The sequence below is a fragment of the Photobacterium rosenbergii genome, from assembly GCF_003026455.1.
In the GTDB taxonomy this organism is placed as follows: Bacteria; Pseudomonadota; Gammaproteobacteria; order Enterobacterales; family Vibrionaceae; genus Photobacterium; species Photobacterium rosenbergii.
Map to the genome: position 1 here is coordinate 48,909 of NZ_PYMB01000005.1, position 15,000 is coordinate 63,908.

Genomic DNA, 15,000 nt, shown 5'->3' on the forward strand with positions numbered 1-15,000 from the left:
GGGTGGCCTTTTCCATTTAACAAATTGTGCTCATCTAAGTTGATGGATGTTCCACCGAAGCGTCCTCTTGAGGTGCTCCAGTTTTAGGGGCATCTTTTTTCAGATCTTTCAAAGAAGCCTCATATTTGCCGCGCAGGGTGACGGTCATCCAGCCATAAACAAGGCCAATCACGCAATATACCAACTCTGTAAGGGTCGCCGTGGCAAAAGTTGCACCCGGCACATAAGACATAAAGCCAAAGAAAATACCGGCCCCGACAAACAACGCAGGCACAAAATCAAACGGTGGGATACGCTCGAGGCAAATGCACGGAATAACCACGACAAAGACCGCGATAGGGAAAGCGAAGAATCCCAACCCGCTCAACGCTCCGCCCAACAGCATAATAGCTACAGAGGCCACGATACCTGCGGCGTAATTACAGAAGACTTTCTTTCCCCCTTCGACCGTACACCCCGCCATGAAATACATCGCCCATGAAATGAAAGCTATCCAGCCAAAGCCAACATTGTCAGCAACGGGCATCATGCCTGCCATCACCTGATCCAGTGCCTGGATGGTAAATGCCAAAGCCGCCACTATGATGGGAATAACAATAAACTTACTCCAGTTCATAACGCATACTCCTTATGCCAACTGGCTTTTTACTGATTGGTATAAATCAAAACCCTGCGGTGGTGTCAGGCCATCATGGACAATGGCGCTGATCGCCCGGAGCATGCCAACTGGGCAGTCGGACTGGAACACATTACGTCCCATATCTACCCCGGCGGCACCGTCCTGTATGGCTTTATAAGTTAAAGTCAGGGCGTCCATTTCAGACGTTTTCTTACCTCCTGCCACAACAATGGGAACCGGGCAAGCTGCCGTCACTTTATCAAACTCATCACAGTAGTACGTTTTGACAATATGGGTGCCAAGCTCAGCGAGTACCCGAGTCGCCAGCATGAAGTAACGCGTGGTACGCTCCATTTCCTTACCAACTGCCGTTACACCTAATGTCGGAATGCCGTAGCGCGCGCCTTTATCGACTGTTCGGACAATGTTTTCCAAGCTGCGGCATTCGCCATCAGCCCCGACAAATGCCTGTACCGCAAGGCATGAGGCGTTTATCCGTATCGCATCGTCAATATCGATTCCTGAAACTTCCCAGCTCAGATCGTCTTTAAGTACGGTACTCCCAGCGGTCGCCCTCAGGATCACGGGTTTATTATGGTTGGGAGCAATACAGCTCCTCATCGCCCCACGCGTTGCCATCAGCGCGTCGGCATAGGGGGCCAGTGGATTGATGGAAAGATCCAAACGCTCCAGCCCGGCTGTTGCGCCCATGATGTAGCCATGATCAAAGGCCAGCATTACTGTTTTTCCCGTCTCCGGGCGGAATATACGGCTCAACCTGTCTTTCATCCCCCAATCGACATGATCCATGCCTTTAACATGGAAAGCCTCTGTCACGGGAGGGCGGTCCAAGCCATAGTCTTTCGCCAATATCATTCCGTCTTTGTCAGCCATAACACTTTTCCTTATTGGTGGCATTAATATGATTGGAAAAAGAATTGAACAGGATCGACATACTGGTTGCCCCAGGATCAACAAAGCCGATGGCTTTCTCTCCCATATTCTTCGCCCGTCCCCTTGCCGGTTTCATCGCTTTCGTCTTTTCAGCCCCGCTTTGAGATGCCTTTGCTGCGCTCAGGAACAAGGCGGCAATATCCTCAGAATCCAATGCCAATTGTTCCATCGCTTCTATCGCAGGGGTCAGCGCATCAAGCATGGTTTTATCGCCCAATTTCGCGCCACTGAAATAAGCAAGCTTATCCAAGCCATGCCTAAATGCCGCAGCGGTCTGCTTGGGGTTCAGCTCAGGTTCCACAAGGCCTGTTGCAAGTCCGCAGAACAGGTTGCCGATCAGCATACCTGCCGACCCACCATCCTGGCTCATTATCGCCCACCCCATATCATCAATTGTTTTATGCCAGTCTTCCCCGCTGCTATTTTTTAGCGTGTTCTCAATACACTGGGAGACCCGCATCATCGTCGTGCCGTGATCGCCATCGCCCGTCTGACCGTCCAAATCATTCAACAGCGGTACCGATGCACGTATATCCTTTGCTGCTGCCAACAGCATGCTAAATAATAATTTCTGGTTTAAGGTTTTCATCTTTATCACCTTTTTCAGGCCAAAAGATCCCCTGCACCTTTCGATACATTTCTAGTTATCGTTAAAGGAGGCGCCAGGCCTTGTTGTGCCAGGTAATAAGCCTGGCACAACAACAATGTCGGCCTAGAACTGGCACCAGTAAGGGGTATTACATGGCTTGTCCCAATAGGAGAGAATTTCTGAATTAAATTTACCGATGCACATTTGGAAACCTGCCATTTCCTGCACAGTCAGCAACTCATCCACTTTACTGCGGCTAATGGCTATACCCTTTTCCTGAAGGTGGATATGGCAGGCACGGCTGACAATGAACATTTCCATCAAGGTAGTTGCTCCGGTCCCGTTGATCATCAGCATCAATTCATCACCGGGCTTGGCATCGACGGCTGCACAGAGCTGATCCAGCATGATACTGGCTGTTTCATCTGCCGAGCAGATCTTCATCCGTCCACCGCCACCTTCACCATGCTGGCCCATACCGATTTCCATCTCATCTTCTGGCAGATCACCAATCGCCATACCTGACTGCGGATGAGTAGCATTACTCATTGCAACCGCCAAGGTGGCCATATTCTGGTTAAACTCATTGGCAATGCGATAGACTTCATCCAAAGGCAGCCCAGCCTCAGCGGTTGCTCCGGCAATCTTGTACACAGGTACACACCCGACTAGCCCACGTCTGTCTTTGATATCTGTATCCAGCCCCGCACTGATGTCTTCATGGGTCAGCAGCATTTTGACGTTGATATTTTCGCGCTTGGCCATCTCCATTGCCATATTGGCAGCCATCACATCCCCTTCATGGTTCAGTACGACAAAGAGCACACCTGCTGGCCGGTTCGCTAATTTCAGCGCTTCGAAGACTTTTGGTGCGCCGGGGGCGGCAAAGATGTCGCCAACCACTGAAAAGTCCAACATCCCTTCGCCAACAAAGCCACTCAGCGCAGGTTCATGACCAGCACCACCGAGAGTAACTATCGCTACTTTGTCTTGGTCTTTAGGCACTGTACGGGTCACAATCTTGTCCTGTACCACCCGCACATGCTCAGGGAAACTTAATGCAAATCCTTGTAGCAACTCAGAAGTGATATTTTCAGGGTGATTAATAAACTTCTTCATAGTCGATATCCTTTACTTGGCGTGATGTCAGCAATACTGCATTAATTCAACGGGCGCTTCGTCTTCCATAATAAAGGCGACACGCAGGGATTCGTTCGGGCTAAATGGCTCAAGCAAGACTTCCTTGCCTTCAATCGCTTTATCAAGATCATCGACCTCATAAGCCACATGAGCGGTGTTTTTCAGCACGTCTGGCAACGGGCTGTCTTCCAAAAAGCGCAACCATTCGATACGGTTTTCACTCTTTTCAAAATCGGTTGTATACAGGCTAATATCAGGATTAAAAGATTCGCCGGGGTGCTCAACAGGCGATGGGATCCCGACATGATTGAATTTTTTCATCTTAACCTCCATTGATTGATGGCGTTTAACCATCGGACAAATCAACTATAGGGAGGCCATGGGTGAAATAATGTGATATCCCTCAATATAAACACCCCCAACAAAATTAAAATAAAACAACAACTTAAATGACAGCAAGGATTTCATATAAGCAAGTGCAACAGTTGAAACCTCATTGAAGGCGCAGGCAAGTGCAACATCACCAGCAATGAAAATGCCCAACTTTGACTCGAGTTATGTAGCAAGTGCAACAGCGGCATTTTCCCCCTCATAGGGATAGTGAAAAGGGCAAGTGCAACATGAGAGTTCTATCCCATTTCCGGCATTAATTGGCTCTTTTCGTATGCTGCGAGTAGTTGATTCAGTTGTTCCATATCCAATTCAGGATGGTAGTGGAGGATAAATCGTTGGCACTCTTCGGTGCTTAATCCCATTTGGTGGAGTTTGCCAAGTAACTCCCCATATTGCTTCTCGGCGACTTGCTGGTGAAATTGTTTACGGTAGCGTGCCATCTTATTTGCCAGTTGCGGCTCATAACCGTAGGGGCCAGAATTACGGGCAAGCTCACGGCTGACCGTAGAGCGGTGGATATTTAATATCTTCGAGATCTGGGACTGGTTTTTCCCTTCTTTCCTCAGCGCCCAAATTTGCAAACGGTTCTCTTCCGTAAGTTGCTTGTACATGAAAGCCCCCACAATATTGAAAACAATACTGTAAAATTTATAACACTGATTTGGGGCTAAGCCTTTAATGAAGCGGCAAAAATGTGAAAGTGGCTAGCAATATAGGGTTAAGATTTAAACGCCCTTTGTTTAGAATACCGGGACCAATAATACCGGCACATATCTGCCACCTTAAATGCCGCCCACACATACATAGCAGCCATTAAGATTTGCACTACCCGCTTTAACAAACTTATACCGACATCACTGTCTTCATAATACATTGCCCCTCCTATCAGCACCACGAAGCCGTTAATCCCTGACGACCAATACAATGAGCTGCCGGTCATCTTGAATATTTTCCCTCCCCAGAAAAGAAGAAAACACATAGCGAATAACCCCAAGAAAATTGGATGGGGAAACATCACTATTAGCTCATAGAAAACCAGCGCGCCGATACCTGCGATAAGCATATTTGCCAATACCCCAGCACGGCCCTCACGATATGCCCCGACACTACATAACTCCATCGCGAAAAATGCCGCAAAGATAGGGATAAGCAAATCCGAAATGCTAAAGGTAATAACGAAAGCAACCAATGGCATCATTGTCACCGCCATCGTTAATGCGATTGCATTTGTCTCCCCAACAGGTCCGTGGTGATCATGACAGCCGTCCAACTCGCCATTGTATCTGGGTGGGAACAGCCCAAAGAGAAGCTTGGCTATGAGGGAAGCCAGCAAGAAATTAAGCCAAAGGCCATTGGCACTTTTCCAAGCCGTAATAGGATCTATCGTGACGACCACCGGAATAGCCGTTAAGCTAATCACTCCAGCCGCAATGGCAAGAATATGTACCCCACTCTCAAGAGCCCAACGATACAGCCAATACAGTGCCAAGCAGACATAAACAAGAAAGACGACAGGGTATGGGGAGAGAAACAAGAAAATCAGACTCTGGCTAAATAACAGGAAAGTGACCCATAGCATCGTCACCAGTATTTGCCTGAACGGTTGTGCTTTTGAGTCCTGTAATAGAATTGCAGTGATCAGCGGGCAAATATAACCAAACTTCCAATGGATAAATTGGGAAAGCAGCAAGGCGACCGTCACACCCACGGCTAGGCGCTTGGCCCTGCGGGGCCAATTTTCCGTCGAGGGCGCTATACCAGCCATGCGCTTCTACCTGTCATAAACACCCTATTACCAGCCATCATCAATAAGCGAAAGACAGCATGCTCATCAAGCGCAGCCATAGATGGGCAAAAGAGTTCAATATCGCGCTATCACCGGTATAGACAACCACATCGGCCTGACCGTTGTGGCGCAGATTAATCAGCTGTTCTTCCGGTAGTTGGTAGTCTTTGAGCGAGATTATTACGGAGAACAACTGCGGGCTTCGCAGCCAACCGGTAGACTTGGGTGCCGCACTCAGTTCACCCTGGGTATAGGGTTTCCCCGTTGAGACCGCCACAGCGATACTTTTGACTTTTCCTTTGAAAATCCTTCCCGGGTAAGCATCTAGTGCAATTTCTGCTGCATTACCCTCCCGTATATTGCCAAGGTTGTTTTCCGACATGTATGCCTCTACCCATAAATCCGTGGTAGAGATAAAGCTCATGATGGGCTGGCCTGCGGTTACATAGTTTCCCCGCTCAAGCTTGATAGAACCAATATACCCATCCGACCCAGAACGCAGCTCTGTTCTGGACAAATCTAATAAGGCTTGCTCCAGCCTTGTTTCAGCTAAACGAAGTCTGGGATTACTTTGCCCTTCATTGCCTAAATCTTGACGAGCCCTTTCAAGTTGGGACTCCGCAGCTTTGACTTGAGAGCGCATCGCCTTCACCTTGGCCCTAGCAGAGTCCCCTTCCGCTTTGGGATATATCCCTTTTTTCTCCAATGCATAGATACGGGCTGCTTGGGTGATGGCTTCATCGAGCATGGTTTGCGCTTCATTGACCTTGGCGGCGGCTTCGGCGACGACTGCCGTATCTGAACCTATTTTTTGCCCTGCGATAGCCAGTTGCGCCTTGGCTTCTTCAACGGCATAGACAAATCGTCGCTGCTCAATTTTAAAAAACATATCGCCGGCTTTCACCGCTTGGTTTTTCTTCACGTAAACCGTGTCGATGTATCCCGACACATCAGGCACGATGGGTACTTCATAGGCTTGCACTCTGGCATTGGTGGTATAGGGGGTAAAGCGATCAGAAATCAGGTAGTAGATCATAAATACGATAGTCACCAACACCACTACCAGTGTGGTTTTGTGCCCTTTATTGGCGGGCTCTGGCGTTTCGGAGTATTGATGTTCTTCATGAGGTTCAGATTCTAGATCTGTAGTGTCATTCTCTTGCATCGCGATCTCTCAACTACGTGTCAATCAACCCGAAAGGTACAAGTCGTGGGACCAACTCAACGCCCTCTGATTAGATATTTCGAACGGTTCTCGCTGTATAGCTATTTTAGCTATCGCTGTCAGGCCAGTTTCTCAGCTTTGGGACAATGGGAGGATTCAACAAGCTAGAATCATGGGTATCGCAGTCGTCACTGCTGTTTCGGGCAACCTGGTGGTTTGCTATGTATTACAACCTTGCAGTTCTGGCAATTTTTGCCTTCCTGTTCAGTGCTGTGGCCGGTCGTATTGAGAGAAGTGTTATCTCGGGACCGATGATTTTCATCGCTTTTGGCCTGATTAGCGGACCATTGGTATTGAGGGTTTTGGACATCAATGTCGATGCAGTCCAACTTCGGGTGGTAGCAGATCTGGCCCTTGCCCTGGTGTTGTTTATCGATGCTGCCAATGCCGATTTATCACTACTCAAGAAATTTTCCCACATCCCCGGTCGTATGTTGCTAATCGGCTTACCGATGACTATCGCGTTGGGTGCGATTATCGGCTGGATGTTCTTCCCGCAGATGCCCTTCTTCGAACTCTGCATTTTATCTACTATGCTGGCCGCAACAGATGCAGCATTGGGAAAAGGTGTGGTGAGCAACAAATCTGTACCCGCCCGCCTACGTGAAGGACTCAATGCAGAAAGTGGCCTCAACGACGGGCTGTGTGTGCCTGTACTTTTCTTGTTTATCGCCTTGGCAGTAAATAGCCAAACCGAAGGAACAAGCCTAGCCTTGACATTATTTATCAAAGAGATAGGTATCGGCGCTGTTGTAGGACTTGGTTTAACTGGGGTAGGAGCAGCCATCGTGAAGTACTGCTACTTCAAAGGATGGTTCACCAGCATATGGCTGCAGATTCCGGTTATCGCTCTGGCTTTCAGTAGCTTTGCCGTGGCGCAAACCTTACATGGCAGTGGCTACATTGCCGCTTTTGTAGGAGGACTGCTGTTCGGTAAACTCGCGAAAAAAGACACCCACGAATTGGTACTAGCCAGTGAAGGCTTTGCCGAGCTAATAGTCATGCTGACCTGGGTTATCTTCGGTGCTGCCGTGGTGGGGCAAGTCTGGCTCGGTATTTCACTCGATGTGCTGTTTTACTCACTGTTGAGCCTCACGGTAATCCGTATTATCCCTATAGTCATATCCCTCCACGGCACCGATGAGAGCTTGGAGCATAAGCTGTTTTTGGGCTGGTTCGGACCAAGGGGCCTCGCCAGTATTGTTTTCTTGCTCATCGCTATCGACAACCCGCTTACAAGCGAGTCTATCCTGGTCGATGTGGTTGTTTGCACCGTCACCTTATGTGTGGTCACCCATGGGATCAGCGCCAACATATGGGCAAACCGATTGGCTCGCCAATCCCAACAGGCTTGTAAAAAGAACCTGTAGAATTCCTTGCCCCGCCACCAATCAAGATAAAACGCCACTAAAAGCCTAATTTAGCTAGCAAAAATAGTGTAAAATATCGTGATCTGTGACCAAGGACGAATCATTGATGATAAACCTATCAAAAATGATGTTCCCGCCCCATCAGCCGTGATACTGATAAGTCATGTTTTGAAGTTATTTAGACTTACTGAGCCTGAAGGGAGAAACGTATGGGATTTGTTATTTTTTCACTCGCTACTCTTATCTCTGGAGCCGCTTGCTTCATCCACTACAACTTCGGTCACGAGAGCTGATCTCGTTCGAACCAGTTTAAGCTCTGATGGAAAGTATCCGTCAGCCTAACGAACGCAAAAGCCCCAGCAATAACATTGCTGGGGCTTCTTTATTTGGGCCTTGGCTTAATCTAAGGCATTACACAAAGATGTTCGCCAATACAAAACCAAATGGTACCGCTGCTGCGATGCCTAACATGCCCGGTAGGAAGAACGGGTGGTTAACAATGTAGCAGCCATTCCAACGGCGACTTAAGAATGAACCGGTGTCATCGGTAGCAATCGCGAAAGCTGTAGTCGGATAAATGTTGGTCATGTAAAGCGCACTCACTGCGACAAAGCTTGCCAGAATCGTGGCTGGGTCGACATTTAGCGAGGCCGCAATTGGAATAAGCAGCGCACTGGTTGCCCCTTGGCTAAATAGCAGTGCTGATGTGCCGAAGAAGACCACGGCTAGCAGCGCTGGATATTGCTCAAGCACGCCACCAGCTACCGCTTCAATCGATGGGATATGCACGCCGATAATCGTTGCACTGAGCCATACAATGCCCAGAATAACCACCAAGCTTTCAGCGCCATCGGCAAAGATCGGCGCTTTCTTGATAGAGGTTAGCGGTACCTTACAAACCATGGCCGTCACAAAGCTTACCAGCATCATGACGATAACAATGATGTCGCGCGAGCCTAAGTCGTGGCCAAGCAGTGGTTTGAATAACAGCAGGGCGACAATGAATACAACACCCGCAAGGAACAGCCATACCGAACGTTTTGCCTCTTCCGATGGCGCCTGATGCTTCTGCTGCTCAGGGGTGAAATTAACCAGCCCTTTTTCAACGCGCTCTTGGAAGATCGGATCATCCTTTAGCTCGCAGCCTTGGCGACTGGCAATGAAAGATGCAACGATAACCCCAAACAAGGCCGCAGGCATAATGACGCTCAATGCCGTACCGAAGCCAACGCCCATTTGCTCAACCACTACGTACATTGCTGCTGTAGCTGCCGAAATCGGAGAGGCCGTAATGGCTATCTGGGAGGCAACCACCGCCGAGCTCAATGGCTGGCTAGGACGTACACCATTTTCTTTGGCCACCTGCTGGATAACGTTCAGTACTGACATGGCGGTATAACCCGTACCCGCTAAGGTAGTCAGAATAAAGGTCGTGGCAGGCGCGAGAATATTAATGTGACGCGGGTGGTTGCGCAGCATACGTTCGGCGACATTGACCATGTAGCTCATCCCACCAGCCTGCTGCATCACAGACAAGGCAAGGATCACCGACATGATAATTAGGATAACCGAGACCGGAATATCGCCCGGCGGCAAGCCAAGGCCAAAGACAGCTATTGCCATCCCAAGCCCTCCAGCCAAACCTACCCCGATCCCGCCGAGGCGGGCAGCAAGAACAATCGCACCTAATAGTAAACACGCATGGATAATAATCATTGGATACCTCCGCTCCTGTTATTGTTTCAGGAGTTCATTAATTTCGGCACTGCTGGCCGATTCAAATTGAGCCAGTAACGCCAACCACTGACGGCTTCTTCCCTCGCCGACTTTGGGCACTACACAGGCCGTGAATTTTTTCTCGATATCTTGGTTGGAAAGGGGCTTTTCCGGATTGCCTTTGGCAAGGTCATTGGCGATTGCAATGGTTTCCCCAGAAGTCAGGGTTACCCGGATCTTAACTGGTGCGGTACCAATGAAACCCAGCTTTTCCAATTCGGGATCAACCCGCATTTGGATCCGAGCCATTAATGCCTGAATGCGCTCATCCTGCACTTTGTCATCAACAAACTCTGCCACGCCCACCCCGCCGTATATCAAGCGGGCAGCTAAGGCGTATTGCATCGAGAATTTGGCTTCAATAGCATTTTGCGGATTTGAGCAGACAAGTTCCCTAGGACCGAGCAAGCTAGCACCTACCTGAATAAACTCAATGTCTTCTGGAGCAAGGTGACGCGCCTGTAGCAACTCATCCCAACAGTCGATGGCAGGGTGGCTGCCGCTGCAGCAAGGATATTGTTTGAAGACCAAGCCGTTTTCCAACAAGTCCCAGTATTCGCCCAAAGAAACAGAAGCTTGGGCAAAGTCTGTACGCTGAGCAAAACACTGGCCAAAACCATCGGCTGCTTCGATGACATTCGGCTGCCCAGTTACACCTATGTGCGCCAGTTCAGCAGCGTTGACACCATTGAAGGCAGCAAGGCCGGCATGCATGGCCTTGGTTTGGCTACCGAAGTTGCCACGAACACCCGACGCCGATGAAGCTGCAATCGCCAAGGCATGGGTTAAGCTATCTTCATCAAGATCCATCAAAATACCTGCCGCTACTGCCGCGCCGAACACACCTATGGTCGGTGTGGTATGCCACCCCTGTTCTGATAAGGCCGGCATCAACCAACGGGCGATCTGATGCTGGGCTTCGACACCTGCAATATAAGCCAGCAATATCGCTTCACCGCCAAGTTGACGCTCTTGTGCCACAGCAAATGCAGCAGGGGCTACCGTCACGGTAGGGTGACCTATAGTGGCCCAACTGACATCATCAAAATCCAGGGCATGGGAAGCTGCACCGTTGGCATAACTGGCATACGCTGCCGAACTTGTCTGGCTAGTACCAAATAGGTTGCAGTGACCTGAAGGAGCCCTTAAAGCAGACAGTTTCTGAATATTTTGCGCGACAGGCATCTCGTTGCCCGCAATCGTAACCGCGATGTAATCTGTTAAGGCAGTGCGCGCAACCTCAACCACAGGCTCAGGGATATCCTGCCATTTGAGGTTGACGCACCAATGGGCGATCTGGGCCAATAAGGGCGTATTCATCATGCCATTTCCTCTAAAGTGGCACTCGCTTCCTCTTTCATCTCAGACTGGTAACGTTTTACCGCTGCAGCGCTGGCTTTTGGATCTGTCATCACCATTGGGTCCAGCAGATAATCAGCCTGCTCTGGGGTAAGCAACTTCTCATCCAACACGACATCCCGGACGGTGCGGTTTTCCTCAAACGCCCTTACAGCGACTTTGCTGCCTACCTTGTAGCCGAACAAAGTGGCAATTACCGTCGCCAGAGCGGTACTTTTCTCGGCATATTCGCGGCATACCGCTTCATTGGGTAGCAAGTCTTTGAGGCATTTCTCGACAAACAGCGGGATGGCATTGGTCAGTAGGGAGCAGGACTCGAACAGCGACTTGATAATCACCGGCTCCCAAACGTTGAGATCCAGCTCACCGCCCTCGACGGCCATGGTGATCGCGACATCATTGCCAATAACCTGATAGGCGATTTGGTTGATAAGCTCAGGCATAACAGGGTTGATCTTGCCCGGCATAATGCTCGAGCCAGGCTGTACCGCAGGGATCAACAATTCATTGAAACCGGCGCGAGGACCACTGCCCTGAATACGGAAATCTGTTGCCATTTTTGATAAAAATGCCGCCAATTTCTTCAATTGTGCCGCAACTTCCAAGTAGGCATCACCATTTTGCAATCCGTCGAAGAAGTTTTCCTCAGCAACAAAAGGCTCATTGGTGATAGCCTGCAATTCAACATATACCTGCTCTAGGTAGCCTTCATGGGTCGACAAACCAGTACCGACAGCCGTTGCCCCGAGCGGCAAATCCAGAGTCTGCTGGCTGGCAGCAATCAAAGCTTGGTGCAGGCGACGGGTCTGGTAAAGGTAACCACTGAACTGTTGGCCTAGGGTGATGGGTACGGCATCTTGCAGGCAGGTACGAGCGAGTTTAACCACATGGTCGAACGCCTGGGTTTTCTCTTCCAGCATGGCTTCAAGCCCTGCGACTTCAGCAATTAAGGCATGCAGATTCATCCGGCAAGTCATCTTCATTGCCGCCGGAATAACGTCATTGGTTGACTGGCCCATATTGACATGGGTGTTCGGATGAACGGCCTCTGAGCCCTTGTTACCCGTTAAGATTTCATTGGCACGGTTTGCGATGACCTCATTGGCATTCATGTTGGTCGAGGTGCCGCCGCCACCTTGGAACACATCGATTGGGAACTGGTCATCAAACCTATTATCCATCACTTCCTGAGAAGCCTGGACGATGGCATCAGCAATGGTTTTATCCAATGCACCGATATGGCAGTTTGCCTTTGCCGCTGCCTGCTTGAGCGCTGCTACCGACCAAATATAGTGGGGAACTTCTGCAGCTGTACGGCCTGAAACTGCAAAGTTCTCGACAGCCCTTTGGGTTTGGATGCCGAAATACGCCTCATCCGGCAGCATCATTTCACCTAATACATCGACTTCTTTTCTCATTGCTCAATTCCACTGATTTTTTTAACTGAGGCAATTGTATTGCAGATGATGTAAGGAAAGTTTGAAGTCGATCGGTACTTGGCTAGCAGTGGGCAATATAATGAATACTATTAGTTGTTCTTATAGTAAGCACAAATTATGGATAATATTGCTTTTGATCTCCGCCAATTACGAACTTTCATTTCCGTGGTTGAATCTGGCTCTTTCAGCCAAGCGGCCAAGCAACTCAACCAGACCCAGTCAGCGGTTTCCCAGCTGATCCAAAGCCTTGAGCTTGCCTTAGATAGCAAGCTACTCGACCGCAGCAAACGGCCAATCCAACTGACGATTTCTGGCCGGGAGCTCTATGAACAAGGCAGCAAACTGTTGATTGAATCACGCAAATTGCAAGACTGGATGCATTCCATTGAAAAAGGGAAATTACCGCGTTTACGGCTGGGAATGGTGGATTCCGTCACCCAGCTGGCCGGTATCGAGATCCTTAAGTACCTGCAACCCAAGGTTGCCCATGTACATCAGGTAACAGGTACGGCACCTGAGCTATTGGCTTCGCTACAGGCAGGCAAGAGCGACATCATCATTACCATGTCTAACCAGGATGTCCCACAGGGTTTGGCAATGATGCCTTTATTGAACGAACAGTATGTCATCGTCACCCCCAAAGACTGGCCGCAAAAGGACATCAAAAACCTTGCCAGCAACCAGCCTTATCTCGGCTATGAAAACTGGACGCCGACTGGCACCCAAACCAACAACTGGCTTAAGTGGCGAAATATCAATGTCAGCAGCCAATATTCGCTGGACCGGGCAGACAATGTGCTGGGCATGGTCGCCGAAGGGCTTGGCTGGTCACTGACTGCCCCTACCTTCCTCGCGCGCCAGATCAACCTGCTCGATCATGTCGACTGCCACCCACTTCCGCCGCCGAGCATGACCCGCCAACTCGTGGTGATCTCCCGCAAAGGTGAATCAGACAGTTTATTGCAGCAATTTGTTACCGATGTGCGCGATATTATCCTCAACCAAAAAGTCTTTGAGGTTCAACGCCGATGGGAGTGGATGTCTGTCGGACTGGAGACAAACCCAGCCCACTGAATCAAAAATCCAACAAAACGGCACTCTGCTTATATAGCTGAATTGGCGGAATCAGCCGTTTTGGCCTTCCCTTTCCCGCTAGTAGAAGAGAATGTATCCGCACTATCTCTTCTGAAGGATAAACACCTGATAGCCAAACAGCTCGAAGCCCTGATGGTAGATATCCAATTCAGTCTGGATATCTTTAATCGCCTGCGACCCGGCCATGGCCTCTTTCAGTTCGTTGACCCGTTGCTGAAGCGGCAAGAAGTACGCCTGCCATGCTTCGTCGCTCAGGGTAAAATGCTTGAGCACTTCATAGCCTGCTGCCTGCGCCTGTTTGATTCGCTCGTCGACAGTTGTCATATCTGGGTATTCCTTGCTCCAGAATGCTTTCCTTTCCGCGCTTGGGTTGTCGGTATGCCAGACCAGATCGCTCAGTACCAGCACACCACCGTCTTTCAGCAACCGCCGCCATTGATTGAAGGCGTTATTGACCCCCATGATATAGGCGCAGCCCTCGGCCCAAATCGTATCGAAGCTACCATCGCTAAATGGCAAATCCGTCATGCTAGCGCACTGGGTAACTACTCTCCCTTCGACACCGGCCTCAGCAGCGCGCTCTTGCAGCCGGCTAAGGGCGTCTTCATGATTGTCGACGGCAGTGATCACCGCGTCGGACTGATCTGCCAACACCGTGGTAGCAATGCCCTGTCCGCAGCCAATTTCCAAAATACTCTCAGGCTTTGATGGCAGCATACCGAAAGCCTTGATGGTCTCGGCTTCCAAACCCGGTCCCCAACGGTCAAGACTTTGAAAAATCCTGTTGAAGTCCGCCATATATTGTTCGTGTGTATTCATGTCTTTTGATAACCACTTCAGTCTCAGAGCCTGCTTCTCATCAAAGCCCTGTTTCATTAACCAATCCAAATGTGCATCTGGGGCTGTTTGTTCCAACGACTGGTGCCATGCCGTCATGTCCGACTCCCCCAGCATCGCGGCGAGCAAATCCCGTGATTGCTGTTTGTGAGCAATCTCTTGGTCAAGCTGATACATCCGGTTTAGCAGTAGATCACGGTCAACCTTGGCCTCGAGGCAGGCCTGGCATTCCTTGAGGGTCAGACCACCGGCCTGCAGCTGCTGCAACAAGCGTAAGCGCTGGAGATCCCTCTCACTATAGATGCGGTAACCGTTATCAAGCCGCTTACCGGCAATCAAGCCAAGCTTCTCGTAATACAACAAGGTAGAGCGCGATAGTCCCACTTGCTCTGCTAATTCTGAAATCCGATACATGGCC

At 49.8% G+C, this 15,000-nt stretch carries 14 protein-coding genes; 2 read left to right on the plus strand and 12 right to left on the minus strand.

Going from position 1 to position 15,000, the window contains the following annotated elements:
* Nucleotides 1-34: 34 nt before the first annotated feature.
* The 8 genes from C9J01_RS13755 to C9J01_RS13790 form a co-directional block, all read right to left on the minus strand.
* Nucleotides 35-616 (minus strand): DUF1097 domain-containing protein, encoded by a 582-nt coding sequence (locus tag C9J01_RS13755; protein WP_107298732.1) that lies wholly within the window; start codon nt 614-616, stop codon nt 35-37.
* A 12-nt stretch (nt 617-628) separates the two neighbouring features.
* A complete protein-coding gene (gene lsrF / locus C9J01_RS13760; protein ID WP_107298733.1) occupies nt 629-1,513 on the minus strand; it encodes a 3-hydroxy-5-phosphonooxypentane-2,4-dione thiolase in 885 nt (294 codons plus the stop codon).
* Nucleotides 1,506-2,162 carry a DAK2 domain-containing protein gene (locus C9J01_RS13765; RefSeq protein WP_107298734.1) on the minus strand — a complete coding sequence of 219 codons (657 nt, stop codon included), beginning with the start codon at nt 2,160-2,162 and terminating at the stop codon, nt 1,506-1,508. Before C9J01_RS13765 ends, lsrF begins: the two co-directional genes overlap by 8 nt.
* A 123-nt stretch (nt 2,163-2,285) precedes the next feature.
* The gene (locus tag C9J01_RS13770; RefSeq protein ID WP_107298735.1) at nt 2,286-3,281 is read right to left on the minus strand and encodes a dihydroxyacetone kinase subunit DhaK; all 996 of its coding nucleotides are present in this window, start codon (nt 3,279-3,281) and stop codon (nt 2,286-2,288) included.
* A gap of 27 nt (nt 3,282-3,308) precedes the next feature.
* Nucleotides 3,309-3,623 (minus strand): VOC family protein, encoded by a 315-nt coding sequence (locus tag C9J01_RS13775; RefSeq protein WP_107298736.1) that lies wholly within the window; start codon nt 3,621-3,623, stop codon nt 3,309-3,311.
* A gap of 308 nt (nt 3,624-3,931) precedes the next feature.
* Nucleotides 3,932-4,306: a helix-turn-helix domain-containing protein gene (locus tag C9J01_RS13780; protein ID WP_107298737.1), complete on the minus strand. Its 375-nt coding sequence runs from the start codon at nt 4,304-4,306 to the stop codon at nt 3,932-3,934.
* A 107-nt stretch (nt 4,307-4,413) separates the two neighbouring features.
* Nucleotides 4,414-5,460 carry a DUF2955 domain-containing protein gene (locus C9J01_RS13785; RefSeq protein WP_107298738.1) on the minus strand — a complete coding sequence of 349 codons (1,047 nt, stop codon included), beginning with the start codon at nt 5,458-5,460 and terminating at the stop codon, nt 4,414-4,416.
* A gap of 40 nt (nt 5,461-5,500) precedes the next feature.
* Nucleotides 5,501-6,646: an HlyD family secretion protein gene (locus C9J01_RS13790; RefSeq protein WP_107298739.1), complete on the minus strand. Its 1,146-nt coding sequence runs from the start codon at nt 6,644-6,646 to the stop codon at nt 5,501-5,503.
* Between the two features lie 146 nt (nt 6,647-6,792).
* Between C9J01_RS13790 and C9J01_RS13795 the strand changes: the two genes are divergently transcribed.
* Nucleotides 6,793-8,076 (plus strand): cation:proton antiporter, encoded by a 1,284-nt coding sequence (locus C9J01_RS13795; RefSeq protein WP_237156967.1) that lies wholly within the window; start codon nt 6,793-6,795, stop codon nt 8,074-8,076.
* Nucleotides 8,077-8,487: 411 nt separating this feature from the next.
* Here C9J01_RS13795 and C9J01_RS13800 read toward each other — a convergent pair whose 3' ends face one another.
* The 3 genes from C9J01_RS13800 to C9J01_RS13810 are packed head-to-tail and all read right to left on the minus strand — an operon-like array spanning nt 8,488 to nt 12,629.
* Nucleotides 8,488-9,792, minus strand: coding sequence for an anaerobic C4-dicarboxylate transporter (locus C9J01_RS13800; protein ID WP_107298741.1), 1,305 nt, complete (start codon nt 9,790-9,792; stop codon nt 8,488-8,490).
* Between the two features lie 18 nt (nt 9,793-9,810).
* A complete protein-coding gene (locus C9J01_RS13805; RefSeq protein ID WP_237156968.1) occupies nt 9,811-11,175 on the minus strand; it encodes an MmgE/PrpD family protein in 1,365 nt (454 codons plus the stop codon).
* Nucleotides 11,172-12,629, minus strand: a complete 1,458-nt coding sequence (locus C9J01_RS13810) for an aspartate ammonia-lyase (RefSeq protein ID WP_107298742.1) — start codon at nt 12,627-12,629, stop codon at nt 11,172-11,174. Before C9J01_RS13810 ends, C9J01_RS13805 begins: the two co-directional genes overlap by 4 nt.
* A 138-nt stretch (nt 12,630-12,767) precedes the next feature.
* On the opposite strand from C9J01_RS13810, the gene C9J01_RS13815 reads away from it, so the two are divergent.
* Nucleotides 12,768-13,724, plus strand: a complete 957-nt coding sequence (locus C9J01_RS13815; protein ID WP_107298743.1) for a LysR family transcriptional regulator — start codon at nt 12,768-12,770, stop codon at nt 13,722-13,724.
* A 102-nt stretch (nt 13,725-13,826) separates the two neighbouring features.
* Here C9J01_RS13815 and C9J01_RS13820 read toward each other — a convergent pair whose 3' ends face one another.
* Complete coding sequence (locus C9J01_RS13820; protein ID WP_107298744.1) at nt 13,827-14,996, minus strand: MerR family transcriptional regulator; 1,170 nt, start codon at nt 14,994-14,996, stop codon at nt 13,827-13,829.
* Between the last annotated feature and the right edge of the window lie 4 nt (nt 14,997-15,000).

Coding starts and splice junctions, on each gene's coding strand:
- C9J01_RS13755 (WP_107298732.1), bottom strand. CDS start 616: ATGAACTGGAGTAAGTTTATTGTTATTCCCATCATAGTGGCGGCTTTG.
- lsrF (WP_107298733.1), bottom strand. CDS start 1,513: ATGGCTGACAAAGACGGAATGATATTGGCGAAAGACTATGGCTTGGAC.
- C9J01_RS13765 (WP_107298734.1), bottom strand. CDS start 2,162: ATGAAAACCTTAAACCAGAAATTATTATTTAGCATGCTGTTGGCAGCA.
- C9J01_RS13770 (WP_107298735.1), bottom strand. CDS start 3,281: ATGAAGAAGTTTATTAATCACCCTGAAAATATCACTTCTGAGTTGCTA.
- C9J01_RS13775 (WP_107298736.1), bottom strand. CDS start 3,623: ATGAAAAAATTCAATCATGTCGGGATCCCATCGCCTGTTGAGCACCCC.
- C9J01_RS13780 (WP_107298737.1), bottom strand. CDS start 4,306: ATGTACAAGCAACTTACGGAAGAGAACCGTTTGCAAATTTGGGCGCTG.
- C9J01_RS13785 (WP_107298738.1), bottom strand. CDS start 5,460: ATGGCTGGTATAGCGCCCTCGACGGAAAATTGGCCCCGCAGGGCCAAG.
- C9J01_RS13790 (WP_107298739.1), bottom strand. CDS start 6,646: ATGCAAGAGAATGACACTACAGATCTAGAATCTGAACCTCATGAAGAA.
- C9J01_RS13795 (WP_237156967.1), top strand. CDS start 6,793: ATGGGAGGATTCAACAAGCTAGAATCATGGGTATCGCAGTCGTCACTG.
- C9J01_RS13800 (WP_107298741.1), bottom strand. CDS start 9,792: ATGATTATTATCCATGCGTGTTTACTATTAGGTGCGATTGTTCTTGCT.
- C9J01_RS13805 (WP_237156968.1), bottom strand. CDS start 11,175: ATGATGAATACGCCCTTATTGGCCCAGATCGCCCATTGGTGCGTCAAC.
- C9J01_RS13810 (WP_107298742.1), bottom strand. CDS start 12,629: ATGAGAAAAGAAGTCGATGTATTAGGTGAAATGATGCTGCCGGATGAG.
- C9J01_RS13815 (WP_107298743.1), top strand. CDS start 12,768: ATGGATAATATTGCTTTTGATCTCCGCCAATTACGAACTTTCATTTCC.
- C9J01_RS13820 (WP_107298744.1), bottom strand. CDS start 14,996: ATGTATCGGATTTCAGAATTAGCAGAGCAAGTGGGACTATCGCGCTCT.